General features: G+C 41.3%; 16 protein-coding genes. 6 read left to right on the top strand and 10 right to left on the bottom strand.

Going from position 1 to position 22148, the window contains the following annotated elements:
* Positions 1-225 precede the first annotated feature (225 nt).
* The 6 genes from RM368_RS18135 to RM368_RS18110 form a co-directional block, all read right to left on the bottom strand.
* Positions 226-2646: a sucrose synthase gene (locus tag RM368_RS18135; protein WP_322695350.1), complete on the bottom strand. Its 2421-nt coding sequence runs from the start codon at positions 2644-2646 to the stop codon at positions 226-228.
* A 441-nt stretch (positions 2647-3087) separates the two neighbouring features.
* A complete protein-coding gene (locus tag RM368_RS18130) occupies positions 3088-3471 on the bottom strand; it encodes a beta-lactamase hydrolase domain-containing protein (RefSeq protein ID WP_322695375.1) in 384 nt (127 codons plus the stop codon).
* Positions 3472-3807: 336 nt separating this feature from the next.
* Positions 3808-7707 carry a PAS domain S-box protein gene (locus RM368_RS18125; RefSeq protein ID WP_322695349.1) on the bottom strand — a complete coding sequence of 1300 codons (3900 nt, stop codon included), beginning with the start codon at positions 7705-7707 and terminating at the stop codon, positions 3808-3810.
* A gap of 621 nt (positions 7708-8328) precedes the next feature.
* A complete protein-coding gene (locus tag RM368_RS18120) occupies positions 8329-8757 on the bottom strand; it encodes a DUF2358 domain-containing protein (protein ID WP_322695348.1) in 429 nt (142 codons plus the stop codon).
* Between the two features lie 12 nt (positions 8758-8769).
* Positions 8770-9924 (bottom strand): glycoside hydrolase family 10 protein, encoded by a 1155-nt coding sequence (locus RM368_RS18115; protein WP_322695347.1) that lies wholly within the window; start codon positions 9922-9924, stop codon positions 8770-8772.
* Positions 9925-10099: 175 nt separating this feature from the next.
* Positions 10100-10918, bottom strand: a complete 819-nt coding sequence (locus tag RM368_RS18110; RefSeq protein WP_322695346.1) for a DUF1206 domain-containing protein — start codon at positions 10916-10918, stop codon at positions 10100-10102.
* 210 nt (positions 10919-11128) lie between these two features.
* Between RM368_RS18110 and RM368_RS18105 the strand changes: the two genes are divergently transcribed.
* From RM368_RS18105 to RM368_RS18090, 4 genes are all read left to right on the top strand, one after another.
* Positions 11129-11992 carry an alpha/beta hydrolase gene (locus RM368_RS18105; RefSeq protein WP_322695345.1) on the top strand — a complete coding sequence of 288 codons (864 nt, stop codon included), beginning with the start codon at positions 11129-11131 and terminating at the stop codon, positions 11990-11992.
* 312 nt (positions 11993-12304) lie between these two features.
* A complete protein-coding gene (locus RM368_RS18100) occupies positions 12305-12760 on the top strand; it encodes a pentapeptide repeat-containing protein (RefSeq protein ID WP_322695344.1) in 456 nt (151 codons plus the stop codon).
* A gap of 345 nt (positions 12761-13105) precedes the next feature.
* The gene (locus RM368_RS18095) at positions 13106-14362 is read left to right on the top strand and encodes an MFS transporter (RefSeq protein WP_322695343.1); all 1257 of its coding nucleotides are present in this window, start codon (positions 13106-13108) and stop codon (positions 14360-14362) included.
* 289 nt (positions 14363-14651) lie between these two features.
* The gene (locus RM368_RS18090; protein ID WP_322695342.1) at positions 14652-15836 is read left to right on the top strand and encodes an anion transporter; all 1185 of its coding nucleotides are present in this window, start codon (positions 14652-14654) and stop codon (positions 15834-15836) included.
* A 41-nt stretch (positions 15837-15877) separates the two neighbouring features.
* On the opposite strand, the gene RM368_RS18085 is transcribed toward RM368_RS18090, so the two are convergent.
* The 4 genes from RM368_RS18085 to RM368_RS18070 all read right to left on the bottom strand — a co-directional run bounded on the left by RM368_RS18085 (position 15878) and on the right by RM368_RS18070 (position 20456).
* A complete protein-coding gene (locus RM368_RS18085) occupies positions 15878-16141 on the bottom strand; it encodes a hypothetical protein (RefSeq protein ID WP_322695341.1) in 264 nt (87 codons plus the stop codon).
* Positions 16142-16151: 10 nt separating this feature from the next.
* Positions 16152-17555, bottom strand: a complete 1404-nt coding sequence (locus RM368_RS18080) for an RNA polymerase subunit sigma-54 (RefSeq protein ID WP_322695340.1) — start codon at positions 17553-17555, stop codon at positions 16152-16154.
* Positions 17556-17689: 134 nt separating this feature from the next.
* Positions 17690-19015, bottom strand: coding sequence for a sigma-54 dependent transcriptional regulator (locus RM368_RS18075; RefSeq protein ID WP_322695339.1), 1326 nt, complete (start codon positions 19013-19015; stop codon positions 17690-17692).
* Complete coding sequence (locus tag RM368_RS18070) at positions 19008-20456, bottom strand: sensor histidine kinase (protein ID WP_322695338.1); 1449 nt, start codon at positions 20454-20456, stop codon at positions 19008-19010. The genes RM368_RS18075 and RM368_RS18070 overlap by 8 nt, the downstream gene beginning before the upstream one ends.
* Before the next feature lie 125 nt (positions 20457-20581).
* Here RM368_RS18070 and RM368_RS18065 point away from each other — a divergent pair, with 125 nt between their 5' ends.
* Both RM368_RS18065 and RM368_RS18060 read left to right on the top strand, forming a co-directional pair.
* Positions 20582-20719, top strand: coding sequence for a hypothetical protein (locus tag RM368_RS18065; protein ID WP_322695337.1), 138 nt, complete (start codon positions 20582-20584; stop codon positions 20717-20719).
* Between the two features lie 281 nt (positions 20720-21000).
* Positions 21001-21963 (top strand): hypothetical protein, encoded by a 963-nt coding sequence (locus RM368_RS18060; RefSeq protein WP_322695336.1) that lies wholly within the window; start codon positions 21001-21003, stop codon positions 21961-21963.
* Positions 21964-22148: the final 185 nt, after the last annotated feature.

Here is a 22148-nt window from a genome sequence, read left to right as displayed (position 1 = left end):
GAGGTGGATTAACGGAGTTCAGAGGTGGATTAACGGAGTTCAGAGGTGGATTAACAAGTCTCTAATCCCCCTCATCCCCCAATACGGTTCGGTTAGTATATTTGGCTCTCGGAGATCCCCCCAACCCCCCTTAAAAAAGGGGGCTTTTCCTCCTATTTACCCCCTTTTTAAGGGGGATCGCCGTAGGCAGGGGGATCTTAACCGAACCGTATTGCCTCATCCCCCTCATCCCCCACTCCCCACTCCCTGATGTTTTTCCAAAATCTTTTCGACTCTAGGTTTATAAATGAGATGAAATAAGGTTTCCATGTAGCGATCTCTAGCTTCGTTATTTTCGGGAGCAACAAAGTTCCAAAAACTAAACATTTTCGCAAGCAGTAGTAATTGATTGCTATGTAAATGCCAATTATATTTGTGATGAATTCGCTGACTCATCCATTCTGAAACTTCTTGCCAGTATTTAGCATGAGTATCGCATTGTTCAAGGAAGTCTAAAATTTTCGTTGCTGTTCCTTCTAAATCTGTAGGATTAACATTAAATTGGTTTTCTTTGTTCTCGATAATTTCTAAAGAACCGCCAAATTGAGTAGCAAAAGTTGGCAAGCCAGAAATCATCGCTTCCAAAATACTCCGACCGAAGGATTCAAAACGGGCAAAATGGACATAAATTCCTTGAGAATCTGCAACTACTCGGTAGGCTTCGCCGATGTCCCGGTTAGGAACACGCATCCCCACCCAGCGAATCTTGCCTTGGATTTGATATTGGTCGATAATGTCGTGGAGTTTTTGAATTTCTTCTGCTTCTTCTGGGTTGCTAGCTTCGTGTAAATGCAGTTTAGTAGTTAACAGAATCAGGTTACAACGCTCTTGTAACGCTTGACTTTTACCAAAACATTCAGCTAGACCAGTGAAATTTTTGATTGAATTGATGGTATCAAGGGCAAAGATTGGTCGATTATTGGGGCGTTCTAAATAACCAAGAATTTGTGCATCTTCGCGAGTAAAGAGTAAATCGTGGATTTGTGTGCCAAGTTTAGAATCTCGGTTTTCTTTTTGGCTGTAGGGAAAGAAAATATTTTCATTTACTCCCGGCGGCACGAAGTTAAATTTAGGACTAAACAAATCAATGCCATCAACTACATGATACAACTGCGGCATCGTAAACCACTTGTATGATTCGTATTGACCGATGGTATCAGGCGTACCGACAATTTCTTGATAGGACGATGTGATAATAAAGTCAGCTGCATTCATGCTAATCAAATCGGCGGTAAATTGTGCCGAAAAATGATATTTATCTTCTAAATCTTGCCAATATAAATTGCTAAATAGATGTTTAGGTTTTTCTAAAGAATGGGCAATGTTACATTGGGTGACTTTCATTCGGCGAGATAGCAGAAAGGCTACTAAATTACCGTCGCTGTAATTGCCAACAACTAGATTAGGCTTGCCTTGAAAATGAGCTAGTAATTCTCTTTCTGCATCTACAGCAAATTGCTCTAAATAAGGCCAAATATCGAATTTAGAAATCCAATTATTCGTAATCTCTGGATTGAATTCACCAAAAGGAACGCGCAATATCCAAGCATTTTCAGTATCTTGGACTTTTTCTAAAGGCAGGTTACAAAATGTGCCTTCACAGTTAGGAATTAATCGAGTCAAAATAATCACATGGGGTTTAATGCCTAGCTGGTCGAGTCCAGCGAGTTTGATTTGTTCGCGTAGTTCGTTTTCTAGGCTGCGAGCTTGTTCGAGGACGTAGATAACTTGACCGAGTGTTTCATCTCTTCCCAAAACATCCTCCTGTCCAACCCAGCCGTGGACAGAAACGAGGACGACGCGAAAGATGGCGGGGACGCGGGCCACAAAAGCTTCTAAAATGGCGGGTTCTGGGGAGTAAATGAGTCGGTCGAGAAGTTCTAAAGTTTCAGAAACTCGCGCCGCAGTGTTACCCCAACCCGGCTCAAAGCCGAGTTCTTGGAGATCGAAGCGGAATTTTTCATAAGGTTCATCAGGCGATCGCTCGCTCAGGAATTTCAGCGCTAGCTTAATTTGTTTGGCTAACTGAATACCGGAGTCAATGCGATCGCTTAACAACAGACGAATACCATTGCATTGCAGCCTATGTAATGCTTTAAATAACATTTCTACCCAATATTCAGAGTCAGTCAACAATTGATTGCACAGGTAACGGTTGAGGAAGGCTAAACCTCGACCAATATTTCTCGCATCGTCAATTTTTGGAGAACTCTCATAGAAGGGGTGGAGGTCGATTTCGAGGATATGGGGTTGGTAACGGTTGACTAAACGATCTCTCACATCTAACAGCGCTTGAGGTGTCATCTGCTCGAACCTGCTATCGGCTGTCAGTTGCCAAACTTCTTGATTCGCAATCCTCGGTCGAATCACGAACCAAGTTCTTTCCTCTTCGAGAATGATTTCGTGAGTATATTGTATTAGTTTGCCAACAGAAGAAGAGTGATAAAAATAGGCTGGCTTTTGGGATCGATCGCAGTAATCACCAAAAGCTTGCAAAATTTCATTTCTTAGGAAGTAATGCTTACCTGAAACACTCAACGCATAAATCAACTGATGTAGAGCAGTTTTTTCATCACCGTTGGAGAGAGCTTGAACTAGTTCATACATGATGACGAATTCCAGAAATTTAGCTAGGTGATAACCTCATTTTTCTTTCCAGTTTTCGGTTTGCTGAGGTATATTCCCCAAACAATCGTAAATTACTATAAAAATCTTTGCGTCTAGCTCTGGGATGAAAGGCTGTGAGAACTTCAAATCTATGGAATGAGCAAGTAGAGGAAGGTAGCAAGGGAAAATTATTGAACTAAGTACTAAAAAAATTGAAGCGATCGCTACTAAGCTTGAAATATAATTATTTTGACTTTTGGCTTTTGACTTTTGGCTTTTGACTTCCACCTTGCGGTACTATTACAGTTCGGCGTAAATTAGCTACCCATTTGAAATGTCTAAAACCTTTAGACAATGGGAATTACGAACTTGTACTGAGCGTAGCCGTTGGCGCAGCCTCTCGTAGAGAAGTATTACGAATTAAGCGAAGCGTTACTAGTCTTATATCAAGCCTATATTAATAACTTTTTGTAGGGCTTTTTCAAAGCCTATACCCTGTTTAAGAGCGATATACAAAAATACTATTGCAGCTGAACGAATTGAATTATCACAATGTATCAGACTCGGTTTAGGTAGTTCAGTGATGAGTTCATATATCTGGAGCATACATTGATGATTAATATCTTCAGATTTAGTTGGAAAATTAACATAATACAATCCCAAAAGCTCAGTTTTTTCCTGTTCATGAGCCAGCAAACCTGTTTCGTCAGCCACACGTAAGTTCAGTAAAGACTTATAACCCCGATCGGCTATTTGTTGTAGCTGATCTAGTGTAATTTGCCCTGCGATCGCTAACTCATGATTAATTTCCCTAATAATGTTCATCAGCTGGATTAACTCCATTTTGCCGACTTGCCTTAGCTTTAACCCTAGCAAAGAAATTTGAGGAACTTGTGAGGAAATCATCAAAATCTGCTAAAAAGCGCAAAATTCAAGCAGACGCGACTTTTGACTTTTGCCTTGCGCTACTAGTAGTCTGGCAACCCAAAAATGTTAGGTGGAGGTTGGGTAAAGGGTAAAGGGAAAAGGGTAAGGGATAAAAAACATGAGTCCCTTTCCAATACTTGTCGGGTTTTGGGGAAAAGGGGCGGGGGTACTGGGTTTGGGATTTAAAACCTTTCCCCTTTCCCCTTTACCCCGCCAAGTGAACTTGGCGAACTACTAGCCTCTGAATAAATTGTGTAAGGTTTTTAATAATTCTCTGCCCGTATAGGGTTTTAATAAAACTGCTTGTACATTAGCATCAGCAGATTGAGCAAAGATTTCCATTGAGTTGAGTCCGCTACAGGCAATAATTTGAACTTGCATATTCATTCTTCGCAAGGTGCGAATAGCGATGATTCCATCCATTTCTGGCATTATTAGATCCATCAATACGGCATTGATTTGATGCTCGTATTGGGCGTAAAGCGCGATCGCTTCAATGCCATTACTGGCAGTTAGTATCTTATAGTTATGGTTTTCCAAGATAATTGTGACAATCTCCCGAATTTGGGGTTCATCATCCACAACCAAAATCAATTCTCCCTCTCCTGGAAGCAAATCCAGGTCTTCTATGTTGAACGCTTGGGTTGCTTCCACTGCTGGTAAAAACAGGTCAAATTTGCTGCCTTTACCAACATTGCTAGACACTTTGATAAAACCGTCGTGGTTTCTGATGATTCCCAGCACTGTTGAAAGTCCAAGTCCGGTACCTGAATTGACTTGTTTTGTAGTAAAAAATGGCTCAAAAATTCTATCTATTATGTCTGGCGGTATGCCAATTCCGTTATCGGCAACGGTAATCACAATATAATGCCCAACCTTGGCATCAAGATTCATTCGCGTATAAGCTTCATCAATAAACTTACTTTCTACAGAAATATTGATATTACCGCCATCTGGTAGAGCATCGCGGGCATTTACTACCAAATTGATCAATACTTGATGCAGTTGTGTAATGTCTCCATTTACAGCCCAAATTCCTTCTGGGATAAACGTGGAAAGTTCAATAGATTTGGGAAATGTTTGTTTGGCAATTTGGACAATTTCTGAAATCAGATATTGGATTTGGATAATTGTCCGCTCTCCTTTATTTCCTCGTGCAAAGGACAAGATTTGCTTTACTAAAGTTGCTCCGCGTTTGGCGTTGGTTTCTACAAGTGCCAACAGTTGCCCAGAACGCTCCTCATCTTGTAAAATTCTTCCCTGTAGCAATTGAGCCGCTGCCAAAATTGGTGTCAATATATTGTTCAAATCGTGGGCAATTCCACCTGCAAGAGTGCCAAGGCTTTCCAATCGCTGGGTGCGAAAAAACTGTTCTTCGAGTTGTTTCTTTTCGGTAATGTCAGTGTCAACAGTCAGGATAGATTTGGGTTTTCCCGCAGAATCGCGCATCAATGTCCAGCGGCTTTCCACAATAATTTTCTGACCAGATTTTGTAACTTTATTTAACTCACCTTGCCACGAGCCACTCTCAATTACCTTTTTCAGAGGTACTTCCAATTGCTGCTGAGTTCCTGCTGTGTAACAAATCTCCTGGAGGTTTTTTCCGATCGCCTCTGTAGACAGCCAACCGTACATCCGCTCTGCACCTCGATTCCAGAATAAGATTTGAGACTGGAAATCTCGAACTAATATGGCATCGGTAACAATATCAAGTAAAGCGGCTTGTTCAGAGATTTTTTGTTCTGCCAACTTGCGCTCAGTGACATCTCTATTTGTGCCGACGATCCGGATCGGCTGACCAATTTCGTTATAGTAAACCTGACCTTTGCAGTTTAACCAGTGTAGGCTGCCGTCGGGCCAGACAATTCGATACTCTATAGATCCCTTTCCTTGCTCAATCATCCGCGCTATACTCGCAGCCACAGATTCGCGGTCTTCTGGATAGATTAAATTGAGATAATCTTCATAGGTTGGACACAAGGTATTGCTCGGTAGACCATAAAGTGGCCCCATATTGGCAGACCAAATACCAGTATTAGCGATCGGGTTTTGCTCCCAGATGCCAATTTGGGCTGCTTCGGTAGCTAAACTCAATCGCGCTTCACTTTCTTGCAATGACTCTTCGACCAGTTTGCGTTCGGTGATATCTTCGGCGATGCCACCATAGTATTGAACTTTTCCTTGCTCATCATAGATAGCAAAGCCTCGATCCCATATCCAGCGCATCGATCCATCAGGTCGCAAAATTCGATATTCTATTGAAACTGAATCATTAATAAGCTGTTGCTTTACTGCAATAATTAAGCGATCGCGATCGTCTGGATGAACGGAGTCTATCCAAGACTCAGGCCGCTCCAATAAACTTTGGCAAGAGCGACCCCAAATTTTTTCATAGGCAGGACTGACATACAAGGTTCGGAATGAATTTGTGCTGGCAATCCAGATAACTGCGTGGGTGTTTTCGGCAAATTTGCGAAATTTCTCCTCACTTTGGCGCAGTGCTGCTTCGGCAAGTTGGCGTTCGTGTAGCGTAGCTTGCTGTTCGGTCATATCTCTGCCTACCTCTTGAATTTCAAAAACCTCTCCTTTGTCGTTACGAATTGCGATCGCATTCCATTGAAACCAACGGATACCGTTGACTGTCAATGCACGTCGCTCGCGATTAATCAAGGGATGGAATGAAGATCCTAAAGTTGCCATATCTTCCATCGCTTCAGGCAAGTCATCTGGATGAAGAAATTGGAAAATTGACCGATGGCGAAACTCATCTTGTTTCCAACCGAAAGTTTGACAAGCAACTGCATTGGCAAAGGTAATCTGCCCTTGCAAATCAATGCGGATAATTATGTCAGTTTGGCTTTCCACGAGTTGGCGATAGAGATTTTCGCTCTGGCGTAATGCAACTTCTGCGCGTTGGCGATCTTTTCGGGCAGCTTCGCTAACGGTAATTTCTTGTTGCAACAGGATATTGGACATCACAAGTTCTGCTGTCCGTTCCGCCACTCGTTGTTCTAACTCCTCGTAAGCTTGGCGCAGTGATTCCTTTGCCTGGTGGCGTTCGCTAATATCGCAGAGTAACCAGCGCCAGCCAACTTGCTTACCCTTTGAATCGTACATGGCAGCGGCTTTAATACTAGCCGGAAAAGCTGTACCTCCCCGTGGTTTTAAGTAAGCTTCCCACTTCTGTTCCTGCTGTTTATTAATTAATCGAGTGTTAAAAGTTTGGCGGTCTTGGTAAGGAATAAATAAAATTAATGGTTTGTTTACCAAATAGTTTTGGCGTATAGCCAGCAAGATTGCTGCTGCTCGGTTAGCCTCTTGGATAATACCTGCTGTATCAGTTACCAAATAAGCATCTGGAGCGAACTCAAACAAATCCCGGTAACGTTGACGCTCCAATTCTACTAGTTCGCGGGCAACGGCCAACTCTTCATTTTGTTCGCGCAGTTCTTCTTCCACAACCTGGAGTTCTTCGAGGGCTTGCTGAAGCTCCTGATTAACTTGCATAATTTCAGCCGATTGTGCCTCAACCCATAGCTTTAAGTTATTTTGAGTCTGGCAGCACACTTGCTGTATCTCTGTGTCCTGATTAACCTGGCTAAATTCATCTCTGGGTTTTTGTAAATATTGCTGCAAGCCTTCAACGACCCCTACCATTTTTACCAAGTCAAAGGCTTGTAGCAAGCTAGTCTCGTTAATGACTCCTACCAATTGTCCGCGATCGTCTAAAACGGGCAAATAGCCAGTCTGATGCTCGCGCAATAACGATAAAGCGATGAAAATATCCTGAGAATCTGATTGTCTAAGGGTAATTACTGGCTGCGTCATCACTTCAGCCATTGTCACTCCAGATAAATCTATTCTCGAAGCTATAAGTCTAACTACATCTCTTTCAGTAAAAATGCTTAATAAATTTCCTCCGTCCATAACCAAGACACAACTAGATTGTGGTTGATTTCCAAGAGTTAAGTTCAGCGAATAATTTAAGTTGCTAGATGCATAATTAATACATCCTTGTTGACTCATCAATAAAATAGCTTCGATTACAAAACTATCAGGGTTAATCGTTAATGGGGAATAATTTATAACATGATTTAAACTAGGTAAGTTAATCAATCGATCGTTAAATTGCATAGTTAATTTATCAATCCTAATAAGCTTTTTGATATTCAGGACAAATTAGCAGAAGTCAGCAACAGGCAAAAGAAGTCAGCTATTGAACATCAGAAATTATTGTGGCGGAATAACTATCAAGCAACTAGCAAGCGCTAAAATGTAATCATAAATTAACTTTAAAGCAATTATAAATTAATTGTATTGATAAATACAGGTTTGAACTATTAGAATGCCTAATATATGCAATACAATATAAGTTAGTAATTAAACTAGAAAGTAAATAAAATTTTAGAGCGGTCAAACTCATTCTATTGTCAAATTTATAGATAGATAATTTGCGATCTCAAGATATTAGCTTAATTGATAGTTTTGATGGTTCTTCAGTACTAAATATGCTAAATCAATAGTTAAAATGCCAGTTAAGCAAAAAGAGGATTTGAAACCCCCATTCCCTCGCGGTGTTGGGAGATTAAGGGGTTAGGTTTCCGAGGCTTTGATGTGATGAAAAATACTTGTTCATTCATCTTCTAAGAAAGTGCACAAGGCTTATGCTGAAATTTGTCGATAACAGTACCTTGTGAGCGAATGACTAAAGCATAGCGTAGCAATTTGATATGGTGTTGATTACATAATCGCTAACTAGCTGTCTCCTTGTCTTTGCCAAAACTGTTGTAAAATCTCTCCTGGCTTTCTATCCCAGGTATCGATATGCTCGTATATCAAATTATCTTGATTGAGTTTATACGTTGAATAGCCATTAAAAAGCAACCCTGCTTTCCAGGGAACGCGCAACACTCCCCGCACCGTCCACTTTGCTAAAATCGTGTATTCGGCTGACTGATAAACTTCATGCACATCAAAGTAAATCTGAGTAAAAAATAGCCATGCGTGAAATCGTAAAGTCCAAAATATAATGCGATAGTTAAATTTGTATTTGAATGTATTCACGGGGTCTTGAAAATAGATATCTTGTGTATAAATGTCATAAGAGATATCTTTTTCAAAAAGTGTCGGTAAATCTTCTTTTAAAGTATTAATTACCTTTTCCACTGGCAATTTATATTCCACGCGCCTTTTCCCTTAAAAAATCTTTTTTAACAAATTTTCCATTCCTGACCAAATAGAAGATGTCGTCTTGTGACTCACACCACCTGCACTCAAATCTGACAGAGTGGGAAATGATGCAGACTTAGCATAAGGCCCATTTCGCAAAACTTGAGCAAGGGTATTGTTATTCTCGCGCAAACCTTCGTAAAAAAAGAATACCTCTCCTTGAATGCCAAGTTGACGATTGTATTCAATTGCCTGCACCAGATATTCTGGACTAATACAGTAAGAGCCAAGCTTCATCAATATTCCTGGTGCTAACTTGGGCAGTGTTGTATTTGTAAATTGCTGGTTTACTAGTTTATCAACGATCGCACAATAACTCCTAAAGTCACGGCGATAAATCTGCGGCTGAATCATATCAACTATTCCCCGTTTCAGCCATGTGGGTGAGTCTTGCAGATATTCCTGAAATGCCCAATCATGGATATTAGGTGCGATCGCTACTAATAAATTAGGATTCACCGCTTTCACCTCCCGATAGAGACGTGCCAAAAACTCAGTGAGAATATCTGCACGCCACTGTAACCATTGTCTATCCTTGGCGTTCTGTGGCGGATTGCGATCGAATTCCTGGCGATAACGGTTGACAGTTACCCGATCGTAGCCACCTTCAGAAGGTAATGCAGGGAAGCGATCGTCTCCTTGAACACCATCCACATCATAATTATTCGCAACTTCCAGCACTAAGTTTAAGAAAAATTCCTGCACCTGTGGATCGAGTGCATTCAACCACTCAAAGCCGTTTTTCTTCAGTAAGTTACCCTTATAATCGCGCGCAGCCCATTCCGGTTTTTTTTGTAAAAGTACACCACCATTCAAATTGTAGGAACTGGCAAAACCGTATTCAAACCAAGGAATGACTTTCAATCCGACTCGCCGCGCCTCAATTATCACCTCTTCTAAAGGGTCGCGACCTACAGATATCGGGTCAATTTCGACTCCAAAGGTCTGCTGCATTATTTGGCTAGGATATAAAGTTACTGCCTTATTCCAAACAACTGGAAACACCACATTAAATCCTGTCTCGGCCAGGAAATCCATCGCCTCGGCAATGCGTTGCTTTGACCTAAGAACCTTACTATCAGTAGTAGTCAGCCAGATACCACGGGTTTCTATTATTGCCATTTCTTTGAAGAATAATTCAGGAGTCAGAAGCAATTAGTGGGCCAAATTTTCTTGTTTTGTAGGGATTTTAAACCCGATTATTCGTTTGCCAATCGTACAGAATTAATTTTGAATTCTGACTCCTGACTCCTGACTCCTGAATTCTGTTTGATTGAAATTCTCGACACTGCACTATCTAAACATTGACTAGCCGACGATACCGCGCTTGTATTATTGTGTAAATCCCATAGGCAACTAAACCTAGTGCCACAATACCCAAAAGCCATGCTCCGTTAGGCTGTTGCGCTAGCGTCTGTAATACTTCATCCAAACCTTCTGCGGTAGCGGCGTTTGATTGTCTTGCAGCTTCAATTAAAAACCAACCAATAATGCAAAATACAATACCCCGTGCCACTAAACCAAATCTGGAAATCCTCATTACCCATTGGGCTTGTGTGTTGCTTAATTCAGTTAAATTGAGTTGTTTACGAAATTTGCCACTAAAAGCTTGATAAAACTGATAGAAACCTAGAGCAATTACAAACACCCCCACAGTTCCAACTAACCATTCACCAAAGGGTTGAGAAAGCAAACGTGCTGTGGAATCTTCAGTAGAATCACTACTATTTTTACCACTGCCTGCACCGATAACGATTTTCACAGCACTTAAGGCTAAACTTGCATAAATCAAGCCATTAACTGCGTAACCAATTCGTACTGCTAAACCTTTGGCATCATTACCTTTATTTTCTGGGTCTTTAATTGCCTGTACAAAACGCCAGATTACGTATCCAATCAAGCCAATTGCAACTAGAGTCAGCAAAAATTGACCAAATGGCTGGTTGACGATTGTTTGGAGAGCGCCTTGCGTATCAGTTGTTTTACCACCCCTGCCAAAAGCTGTCTGTGCTGCCAGTAGTCCAACTATACCGTAAACTACTCCCTTAGAAATATAGCCAAATCGTCCCAGTCGCTCAACCCACAATGAAGGATGGTTTGTCAACTGTTGTGTCATGAGTAGTGAGAGAGAATTATTATATCTATAATTTTACCAAAATTCACCCACGATTTACATCTACCGTAAGGCAAATTGTCTAATATTTTTGCAAAAAATCACTATTTGAATACTGTCTTTTAATAGATGTAAGGCTAATCAAAATAATATTACATTTATTAAGTACAGTATTACTATTTAGTATTTTTTAATGCTGAATTTGGATTAATCATGTCTCTAATAGAAAGTTCTTGGAAACACGAATATATAACTACCAATGGGATAAAACTACACTACGTTACCCAAGGTGAAGGGCCTTTAATGTTGATGTTGCATGGTTTTCCTGAGTTTTGGTACTCTTGGCGGCATCAAATACCAGAATTTGCCCAAAACTTTAAAGTGGTCGCCCTTGACTTGCGTGGTTACAATGATAGTGATAAACCAAATGAGCAATCCGCTTATGTCATGGATGAGTTTATCAAAGATGTTGAGGGAGTAATTAGAGTATTAGGATACCAAAAATGTGTATTAGTTGGACATGATTGGGGTGGTGCGATCGCTTGGAATTTCGCATACAGTCACCCCGAAATGTTAGAACAATTAATCATTCTTAACCTGCCTCATCCTGCCAAATTTGCCCAAGGGTTACGCACTCCCCAACAGTTGCTACGTAGCAACTACGTATTTTTCTTTCAACTACCGTGGATACCAGAATTACTTTTACAATCTTCAGACTACCAAGCTATTGAAACAACTTTTAAAAGTTTGGCAGTTAACAAGAGTACTTTCAGTAAAGCGGATATTGACGCTTATAAAAATGCTGCTGCAAAACGCGGTGCCCTCACAGCAATGTTGAATTACTACCGCAATATTTTTCAACAAAGAATGGGAAATCCAAATTGGAGCGTTCTGGAAGTGCCAACACTGATGATTTGGGGAGAAAATGACCCTGCACTTGGCAAGGAATTAACCTACGACACCGCAGCTTATGTCAGGGATTTTCAAATCAAGTACATTCCTAATTGTGGCCATTGGGTGCAGCAAGAACAGCCGGAATTAGTTGATCAGTATATGCGAGAATTTCTGAGGACTTAAGCTAAACTATCAATTGATAAATAAAGTATAAATACTCATAAAATTAGCGATAGCGGATAGCGCCAGCTTTTAATTTTTAAAGATTTAATAGTAATTTAAGAGGGAGCGTTTTTGAAGAATTATTTGGTAAAAATTGCCAAAAATTCAGAGTTAATGGCATTTTTGACATCACTTTTATCTGGGTTTCAGATCGCAACTACCTTGTCAGGAGATAGATTGTCACAAGAGACATTGACCTCACGAAGTTTAGTGAGATAATAGAGTTGTGAGGGACAGAACGGACGCAAACTTGATTATTAAGGGGGAAAATTTATGAAACTCCAGCTATTAGCGGCCATGGCCTTAGCAACACCCCTATTTTTCGCTAGCTCGGTTAGAGCCGAGAATCCACAAGATTTACAAAAGCTGCTTTCAACTGGGGAATGTGTTGGGTGCGAACTATCAGGAGCTAACCTCAGTGGCGCTCATTTAATTGGTGCTGACTTGAGAGGCTCAAAGCTCCAAGGAGCTAACCTTGTAGGAGCTAACCTCGAAGGTGCTGACTTAACTGGTGCAAACTTAGCAGGTGCTAACCTAACATCTGCTTATGTAACCAATGTGAATTTAAAGCAAGTTAATCTCAACGGAGTAAATTTTACTCGGGCTACGATTCACGATTCTAATGTGTATCAGGCATCAATGAACGATCTAAATCTTACTGATGCGGAAATATTTAACACTGGAATCGGGATTGGTGGTGAAGACGCTGAAATTCCCGATTGGAAATAGCCCAACTGACTACACAGCTAAAAATCAATACAACATAGGTTTTGGTGGGTTTTAAATCAAATAAACGACTTTTTTGCCAAAATTATTCTTAAAACCTGCCTCTACAGAAATATTAATCAAAATGAAATCCCCTTTGCGTTGTAATTACTTTACTATGGCAAAAGCAGAGGGGATTTCTTTTGGCGATCGCACTGATATCCACATAAAAAATTGCAATTGAAATCTAAAAATCTGGTACAAAGAAGGTTTTTTCGCTAGAGACAGCCGGACGCTATTGATTTGGCACGATTTTTGCATAAGAGTATTGTGACTGCTCCATAGCTCACAAAATATCATTAAAGACTTATGCAAAAAGAGCGAAGACCGAGTAAGAAGAGTTTGCGATCGCTTGATTACTTGAATGTGTTTCTCGCGGATGTGCGCGATGGTGTTGGGCCATATCTGAGTATTTACCTGAAAGCCTCAGCAAATTGGAATCCGGCTCAAATTGGATTGGCGATGTCAGCTTCGGCAATTGCCACAGTTATTGCCCAAACACCAGCTGGTGCATTGGTTGACAGGCTACGCCAGAAACGGATGTTGATTGTACTGGCGGCTGTGTTTGTTTCTATCGGCTCTATTGCTATGGGCTTGTTCCCCAATTTGCCTGTTGTCATTGGCTCTCAGATTATGATTGGGATTGCTGCTGCAATTTTCCCACCTGCGATTACTGCTATTACTCTGGGACTGGTAGGACATGAGAGATTAGATAGGCGGGTAGGTCGTAATGAAACATTTAACCATACAGGAAATCTGCTAGCTGCTACTCTCGCTGGTTTAGTGGGTTACTTTATTGCCCGCAAGGCAATATTTTTCTTGGTTGCAGCTATGGCTGTGGGCAGTATTATTTCAGTGAGGATGATTCGTGAAAGAGAGATTGACCACGAACTAGCGCGTGGAGATGCAGAAGAGGGTGAGGACGAAGATAAAGAAGAACATCAACAGCACCATGAAGGCATATTGCAATTATTGAGCGATCGCCAAATCTTATTCTTTAGTATTGCAGTAGTTCTGTTTCACTTTGCCAATGCTGCCATGTTACCGCTAGTTGGTCAAGAATTGGCACAGGGTAAAGGCACAAGTGACACAGTTTATATGTCTGCTTGTATCATTGTCGCTCAGTTAGTGATGATTCCAGTGTCTAACTTGGCTGGGCGTTTTGCACATACAGCCCGAAAACCCATATTTTTGCTGGGCTTTGCCGTCTTACCGATTCGAGGAGTGCTGTATACACTTTCGGGCAATCCCTATTTTCTCGTTTCTGTACAAATTCTGGATGGTATTGCAGGCGGGATTTTTGGTGTGCTTTCCGTGTTAATGGTAGCTGATTTGACTAAAGGCACGGGACGCTTTAATGTTACCCAAGGAATGCTCAATACTGCTATTGGCATTGGTGCGGGTTTAAGCAACGTGCTAGCTGGATTTGTGGTTAAAAGTGCTGGTTACAATGTTGGTTTTTTGATTTTAGCAGCGATCGCAGTTGTGGCTTTAGCAGTTTTTTGGTTCTGTGTACCTGAAACAAAAACAGGAGTTAATAGAAAAGCATCACCTCAAACTGCTTAGAGTAGTCATTAATTATTAGTCATTAGTCATTAATCATTAGTCACTTGTACTGAGTTTCGACTGCGCGGTAATCGAGCGAAGTCGAGATTCAACTACCGCGTAGTCGAAGTATTAGTCGTTAGTCATTAGTCCAAAATAAACCCGTTCACTCCTTAACATGGTTTGAATTAGTCCCATAAAAGACAAAGTTTTTCCACCCACAAGAGGCGAGGTATGCACTAAAATCCAATGACCAATGACCAATGACAAATGACCAATGACTACTTAATAAAAAGCATCTAGCAAAATCATGATTGTTTTCAGATACATCATCATTGGACTGACTTATATCGGTTTGGGTTTAGGATATCTCCCTGGTTTGCGGATGAACCGAGCCAGTATTGCTTTAGTTGGTGCATCTTTGCTGATGGCATTTGGGGTATTAGACCTCAAAGAAGCATGGCAAGCGATAGATTATAAAACGCTGATTTTCCTGTTTGGGATGATGGTAATCAGCACAAATTTAGCTTACGCTGGTTTTTTCCAATTAACCCTTGATACAGTTACACATTTTACCCGCAGCCCTTTAGGTTTACTAATTGTTTTAACTTTCGGCAGTGGAATTCTCTCCGCTTTTTTTCTGAATGATACCATCGCTTTAATTTTGACTCCTTTGGTTCTCGGTTTAACCCAAACTTTGAACCTCAATCCGATTCCTTACTTACTTGCCTTGGCGGGAGCAACTAATCTGGGTTCTGTGGCTACCTTAAGTGGTAATCCACAAAATATTCTGATTGGTTCCTTCTCTGGTATCAGCTATCTCGATTTTGCGAAAGCATTGACTCCCATTGCAGTAGTAAGTTTGTTAATCCAAATTGGGTTATTGTGGTGGCTTTATCCTGATGTCCGTTCTACTAAATCTTGTCCGAGTGTAACCCCCGTGCGTTACCGCATATTTAAACCGTTGCTTACTAAAAGCCTATTGATAACAGGAGGACTATTAATTGCATTTTTAATTGGGATACCTCCAGCTCAAGCAACACTAGTAGCTGCTGGTTTACTGTTCATTACTAGGCGAATCAAACCGCAACGAGTTTTAAATAAAGTTGATTGGGATTTACTGGTGATGTTCTCTGGGCTATTTGTTGTGACTGCTGGAGTAGAAAAATTAGGAATATTGAATTTATTTAGCGGTTTAGTTTATAATCCCTTGAGCATATTAGGAATTACTGCTCTGCTTTCAAATTTAGTTTCTAATGTTCCAGCAGTATTATTACTACAACATTTAATTCCCCATCCAGACACAAGAACTTGGTTACTATTAGCCGCAGGATCTACTTTAGCTGGTAATCTAACTTTGTTAGGTTCAGTTGCTAATTTAATTGTTGCTGAGGCTGTTGCAAAACTTGGTTATCAATTGTCATTCTGGGAACATCTGCGTTTTGGTCTACCGCTAACTGTCGTGACTCTCATTCTGGCTTATTTTTGGATTTAGTTATTTGTCATTGGTCATTTGTCATTGGTCAACAATCAAACTTAAAATTTCAGGCTCAAAGGCGCAACTTCCAGGCTCAAAGGCGCAACTTCCAGGCTCAAAGGTGCAACGTTTACCTTCAAAGGCGCAACTTTCAGGTTCAAAGCCGCAACGTTCAGGCTCAAAGGTGCAACGTTTACCTTCAAAGACGCAACTTCCAGGCTCAAAGGCGCAACGTTCAGGTTCAAAGGTGCAACTTCGAGGCTCAAAGCCGCAACGTTCACCTTCAAAGGCTCAACGTTCAGGTTCAAAGGCGCAACGTTCACCTTCAAAGGCTCAACTTTGATACTTCAAGAGACTTCCTTGCTTCTTGCTCTTGCTTCCCATCTTTTTGTCAGTCAACTTACGCTGATGTGATGACTTTATTCCGGCAATTTTACGGTATTTTGTAACTGTTCTGCGAGTGATTGGCAGACAAAATTGGATTTTCAAAAGCTGGGCTAATTGCTCATCAGTATAAGGATTGGCGGATGATTCTTCTGCAATTAACTGTAATAGCATCTGTTGGATTTGTTGAGGAGTACGTCCGCCTACTCCTACAGGAACGCATAGTGAATGCAACGGAATTATCTGACTGTGTTGATTGCAAACTAATATATACCGTCCCCGCACAATCCGGCTGACTGTAGAGTTACTAAGTCCCACCGATTGAGCTACTAATTGCTGAGGGGTAGATACTAAGTCTAATTTATCCCGACTCTGCAAAAAAACTTGCTGTCGCTCAACTAAAAATTTCCCAACTTTGAGCAGATTTTCCTGCCATTGTTGCAAAGCTGTGAGTAAATTTCTAGCTTTTTGTAATAATGCTTCTAGTTGTTGGGTATCTCGCCTTGCTTTTGGTGATTCCTGCAAAAGCTTAATGGCTTCGGAATTCAGACAAAAACGTTGTTTGACTTCATAAGCTAAAGAAATTTGCCAACTTTCAGCTATTAGCTCAACTTTTAAATCGGGGGTGACGATCGGAGCATTACTACCACCGAAGTTTCTAGCAGGACGGGGTTCTAATTCTTGAATCTCATGAATAGCATCGTTGATTTTATTGATGTCAACATCAATATTTTGGTGATTTTGATACAATTTTTGTAATAGCGCTTGAAAATTTTGCTTTGACTCTGAAGAATTATCAATACAATTTCCTATGTCTTCTAAATAATTTTGAACTAGTAGAAAAGCTAGACTTTCAGGGTGGTCTTTAAGTTGTATTAACAGACATTCTTGCAGGGTTCGCGTACCAATTCCAGGTGGATCTAAATTTTGCAGTAGAGGCACAACAGTTTGTAATTCTTTTGCACTCCAGATACTATCATCTGCCCACACTTCTGGAGTTTCTTCTAAGTAACCTGAATTTGATAACCGCTGAGTTAGATAGATTAAGGCCTCACGTTGTTTGTATGGTATTGACAAAGCTGATATTTGTCCAAGAAGATGCTCGCTTAAACTTAATTCCTGGGCGATGGGACTATACCAATTAGGTAGAATATCATCTAAAAGTGCTTCGCTGTTCTGGAAATCAGAATTTTCTACTATAAATGGATTGTGTTTAGATTCTTCTCGAAGATGGTCGAATATTCGTTTACCATCCCACGGCAAAAAGCGAACTAAATACTGTAGAGTTGGGTAAATAACAGTTTGAGTTTCTAGGTGTGTTTCTAGTGTAGATGCTGAGTTTAAGGAATTCATTAGTTAGAAGTTAAGAGTTATCTCGTTCCCATGCTCTGTATAGGAATGCTTATCTATAGGCAAAGCCTATAGTCAAAGGAAGCGCTTGGCAGAGTCAAGGAACGAGAAGTTAAACGAGAAGTTGAAAGTTTTTGCTATAAATTCCATTGTTTCTTTTTTTGTTCAAAGCTTTCGACGGAAATTCCTAATGCTTTGTGGGGTTCTTGGGGATAAAGTGCTAAAGCATGGCGGATAAAGTTTATTTCTAATTGAGCGATCGCTTGTTCTAAATTTAAATTCATCTGATATTTTTGATTAAAAATGAGATGCTCTGAAAGAATGGTTCTCCCTCCAGAAAAAACTGCTGCTCTCTCTAAAGTATTTTGCAGTTCTCGCACATTTCCCGGCCAAGCGTAATCTCTGAGTTTTTCTAGGGCGGTTGAAGTAATTGCTAAATTTTTAATTCCATTTCTGAGGGCAATAGAACTTAAAAAATGTTGGGTAAGTTGTTCTAAATCTTCGGGGCGATCGCGCAAAGGTGGTAGTTCAATTCGGACTACATTGAAGCGATAATAAAGGTCTTCTCGAAACTGATTCAGGCGTACCAATTGTTCTAAATTCCGATTGGTGGCAGCTAAAATGCGGACATCTACAGTTTTGGTTTGGTTACTACCCAAGCGCTCGAAGGATTTATCTTGTAATACTCGCAACAATTTCCCTTGAATTATCTGGCTCAATTCTCCGACTTCATCCAGAAAAATTGTGCCGCCATTGGCTTGTTCAAAGCGGCCAATTCGCAAGTGATTCGCCCCAGTGAAGGCTCCTTTTTCGTGACCAAATAATTCTGCTTCTAATAAATGTTCTGGGAGGGCTGCACAGTTAACTTTGACTAAAGGGCCGCGACTGCGAGGGCTAGCATTATGCAGTGTGGAAGCGACTAATTCTTTGCCCGTACCTGATTCGCCGACAATCAAAACTGTGGTGTTTCCTTGGGCAAGTCTACCAATAAGTTTAAAAACTTCTGCCATTTTAGGCGATCGCCCCAACAGTTCTTCTGGCTGTCCGAGGGTTTGGATATTTGCTTCACCAATTTGCTCGGCGGCTGCTTGGGAATGGGCTAAAGCTTTTTGCGCCAAGTTGACTAAATCTTCTAAATCGAAGGGTTTAGTTAAATAATCATAAGCTCCCAACTGCATAGCTTCAATGGCTGTACGACTTGTTCCATAAGCTGTCATCACAATTACTGGCACTTCAAACAACGTTTTGCTACCTAAAGTTTTCAGAACGGCATTACCCTGAGTTTTGGGCATTTTCAAATCTAGAAATACCAAGTCAGGACGAGATGTGGTATTTTGTTGAATTATCTTCAGTCCTTGTTCTCCGTCTCCCGCCTCTATTACGTCGTGACCTTCATCTTTTAAAATCTGCGCCATCGCTTGACGCAAAGCTTTTTCATCATCAATAATCAAAATCTTAGCCATCGTTGTGATTCTTCGGTAAGTAAACGCTAAAAACGGTGGAACCCGGTTGAGATTTGAAATCAATATGCCCTCCGTGGCGGGTGACAATCTCGTGGCTAATTGCTAAACCTAAACCTGTTCCTTGGGGTTTTGTGGAATAAAAAGGATCGAAAATGCGATCGCGTTCTTCTGGTGCTAAACCTGCGCCATTGTCTTTTACCCAAGTCACTAAGTAGTCTTGCTCTTGGCTGACACCAACTTCAACTTCGCTTTCTGGTGGACTTGCTTGGATGGCATTTAAGATTAAGTTAATCATCACCTGTCCTAACTCTCGGTGGCGTAGTGGTACTTGGGGCAAAGGTTCAGCAGCAGAGCGATAAAAAAGTGTTACTCCCTGTTCTTCGGCTTTGAGACGCAACAGAGAAACTGATTCAAAAGCGATCGCTTCTAGGGAAGTTGTTACCATTTCTTCTTGCTGATTTTGGTCAAAATACAATAGCCGTCGCACCAGCATTTCTAAACGGTCTACTTGTTCTAGTAAACTAGCGATCGGTAAAGTCGTAATTCCCTGCTTTTTTAATTGCCGTTCTGTATATTGCAAATTGAGACGCATACTAGCTAAGGGATTGCGGACTTCATGAGCTACCCCGGCTACCAGTTGTCCCAGAGAAGCCAAGCGCTCAACTCGGTGCAAGCGCTGCTCTAACTCTTGGCGATGGTATTGCATACTATTAATTGCAGTTCCCAGCAGTCCCATTTCTGCGGGTAGCGGCGGAATTAGCGAAGCTTTATCCTCTTCCATTGCCTTAATACTTTGCTGGAGTCGCTGCACTCCCCACTGAAGTTGTAAGGCAATATAAAAAGTCCAAACTCCTACAACTAAAATTCCTAAAACTACGAAAACACTTAAAATGTTTTGATTCCTATCTTCTAGATGAGGCATACGTTTCATCGTCCATACTGCTCCCCACAAAGGTAGAGGGTCAGCACGCAGTACTAAAATATCAAGACCAGGGTGCAGTACTAATTCCTGGGGTAAACCTTGGCTTGTGGCTCTCCGAGTCAATTGCAAAATTGTGTCTCGTTCAGCAGGAGGAATATCTTTTTTGGGGACAGGGCCCCCGTGGGTAGGATAGGCATAGCCTAAAAGCTGGTCTTGTTGCAGCAGATAAAATCCCCCTTCTACCCTTGGGAAAACAGTTAGGGCATCGTTTGAAAGTTCCGCCAACGGCTTACCTGGCTTTGGTGTTTGCCCAGGATTTGATTCCCAAAACAGCTTAATTAGTCTGGTGTTGGCAAAAGCTAATTCTCTCTGATTTCTGGCAACAACAGCACCTTCTAGACTTTCAAATAGTTGTACCACTAACCATAAAGCAGCTCCACTTAAACCTAAAAAAAGGATGCTGAGGATTGTTAGCTGTCGCCGGAGTGTCCAACGTTGAGATAACACAATAGGTTGCATGGAATAAGGGTTAGAACTTCTAGAAGTGCAAAAACTATAGCGGTTCTCGTTTGGATGCAGTACCCGTTGACCCCACCCCGCAAGCGGGGACTACGGTGTACACACAAGTCTTTTGATCTGCACCTTTGTTGCATCGACCTGCATCTTTGTTGCATCGACCTACACCTTTGTTGCATCGACCTACATCTTTGTTGCATCAACCTACACCTTTGTTGCATCGACCTGCATCTTTGTTGCATCAACCTACACCTTTGTTGCATTGACCCGCATCTTTGTTGCATCGACCTGCAAAAATTAACCTACCCTACTTCACGCAGCAACTTTAAAACACTTGTATGTACACCGTAGGCTTTTCGGGAGGGGAGACAAAGCGTAGCTTTGGCGGGGTGGGGTTCCGAGTGCATTACAACGAAGTGCAAAAACTATGCCAAATTTCAGTTGCTCATTTTCATCCTGCCTTACTAGCTAACGAGTGTCTTGTATCTATGGCACGAGTTTTGCACTTCTAGAAGTTCTAGTTAGCAATTAAATTGAATTAAAGCAGATGAATAACTCTAAAGTTCGCATTCCGAAAGAAATTGCTGCCGATGTTTTCGCTCAAGCGGCTCAGTTGTATGCTCAAGAAAATCAGGATTATTCTTTAGAAGAAATTATGCACGCTGGAGCAGAAGTACAAATTCCTCCAGAGATGATTCAACAAGCAATACAGCAGATTCAAGCCAAGCAAATCCGAGAGCGCGATCGCCAACGCAAGTTAAAGTTAATTTTAACTAGTGGCGGCATTGGAGCCGCGATCGCACTTTTCGGTTTTTGGACGTACAATACTTTTGCTAGTAATGCTACACCAAGTGGGCGATCGCTAGAAGCTAATCTCCCAAGTGCCAATTTAGCCAATACTAATCCTCTAGATATTCCCCCACCACCCCCACCAGAATTACCCCCCACAGCCGGAACCACTTTCACTGGAGAGGTAAAACAGTATCTTCTCAACCCTGAGGGTAAGGTGGATGGGCTATTACTCAATAACGGGCTACAGGTGAAATTTCCTCCTCAGATGGCGGACAGTTTAGTGCGGATAATTACCCCAAACACGAAAGTGAGCATTTTTGGCGATCCTGGCTTTTCCACTCGCTTCGGACAGGAAGTGAGAGCCAAAAGCATCACCAATTCTCAAACTGGACAGACTTTAGTCGCACAACCTCCCACAATCGCCCCTCAACCACCCAGCTTGAGCAACTACAGTACCTTATCTGTACAGGGAACTGCTCAGAATTGGTTGGTGGGACATCGAGGAGAAATTAACGGCGTTATTATCTCCAATGGCACTATTGTCAAGTTCCCGCCCCATGTAGGCGAACAGCTAACCAGTATGGCGAACATCAAAAACACAATTCAAGCCAAAGGATTCGGCACTCGCAACCGTTACGGCCAGATTTTAGAAGCCACAGCATTGTCAGTTAATGGGCAATCTGTATCTTTGCAACCAAAAGCCATCATCGATCCGTAATACCATTAACAAAAATCTTTGCAACAGATGAATCTGCTGTCGGAGCGTTTAGCTTGACAAAGTAGTAGTTTTATATCATGTCCGCCTAATTAGTTATAATTCCTGCATCTGTGCAAAAACCCGAAAATCCTCTTGCCCCCTGCTCCCTGCCCCTTGCAGTCTTAATGATAAGTCTTTTACCAGAC

This window comes from Nostoc sp. DedSLP03, assembly GCF_034530815.1.
GTDB lineage: Bacteria > Cyanobacteriota > Cyanobacteriia > Cyanobacteriales > Nostocaceae > Nostoc.
The sequence above is the reverse complement of the archived record's forward strand: the minus strand, read 5'-3'. Positions and strand labels throughout refer to the sequence as shown.

What these genes read in the sequence shown, in the direction of transcription:
- RM368_RS18075 (WP_322695339.1), bottom strand. Translation starts at nt 19,015, where the DNA reads ATGGCTAAGATTTTGATTATTGATGATGAAAAAGCTTTGCGTCAAGCG.
- RM368_RS18070 (WP_322695338.1), bottom strand. Translation starts at nt 20,456, where the DNA reads ATGCAACCTATTGTGTTATCTCAACGTTGGACACTCCGGCGACAGCTA.
- RM368_RS18100 (WP_322695344.1), top strand. Translation starts at nt 12,305, where the DNA reads ATGAAACTCCAGCTATTAGCGGCCATGGCCTTAGCAACACCCCTATTT.
- RM368_RS18130 (WP_322695375.1), bottom strand. Translation starts at nt 3,471, where the DNA reads ATGAACATTATTAGGGAAATTAATCATGAGTTAGCGATCGCAGGGCAA.
- RM368_RS18080 (WP_322695340.1), bottom strand. Translation starts at nt 17,555, where the DNA reads ATGAATTCCTTAAACTCAGCATCTACACTAGAAACACACCTAGAAACT.
- RM368_RS18060 (WP_322695336.1), top strand. Translation starts at nt 21,001, where the DNA reads ATGAATAACTCTAAAGTTCGCATTCCGAAAGAAATTGCTGCCGATGTT.
- RM368_RS18135 (WP_322695350.1), bottom strand. Translation starts at nt 2,646, where the DNA reads ATGTATGAACTAGTTCAAGCTCTCTCCAACGGTGATGAAAAAACTGCT.
- RM368_RS18105 (WP_322695345.1), top strand. Translation starts at nt 11,129, where the DNA reads ATGTCTCTAATAGAAAGTTCTTGGAAACACGAATATATAACTACCAAT.
- RM368_RS18125 (WP_322695349.1), bottom strand. Translation starts at nt 7,707, where the DNA reads ATGCAATTTAACGATCGATTGATTAACTTACCTAGTTTAAATCATGTT.
- RM368_RS18115 (WP_322695347.1), bottom strand. Translation starts at nt 9,924, where the DNA reads ATGGCAATAATAGAAACCCGTGGTATCTGGCTGACTACTACTGATAGT.
- RM368_RS18090 (WP_322695342.1), top strand. Translation starts at nt 14,652, where the DNA reads ATGATTGTTTTCAGATACATCATCATTGGACTGACTTATATCGGTTTG.
- RM368_RS18110 (WP_322695346.1), bottom strand. Translation starts at nt 10,918, where the DNA reads ATGACACAACAGTTGACAAACCATCCTTCATTGTGGGTTGAGCGACTG.
- RM368_RS18095 (WP_322695343.1), top strand. Translation starts at nt 13,106, where the DNA reads ATGCAAAAAGAGCGAAGACCGAGTAAGAAGAGTTTGCGATCGCTTGAT.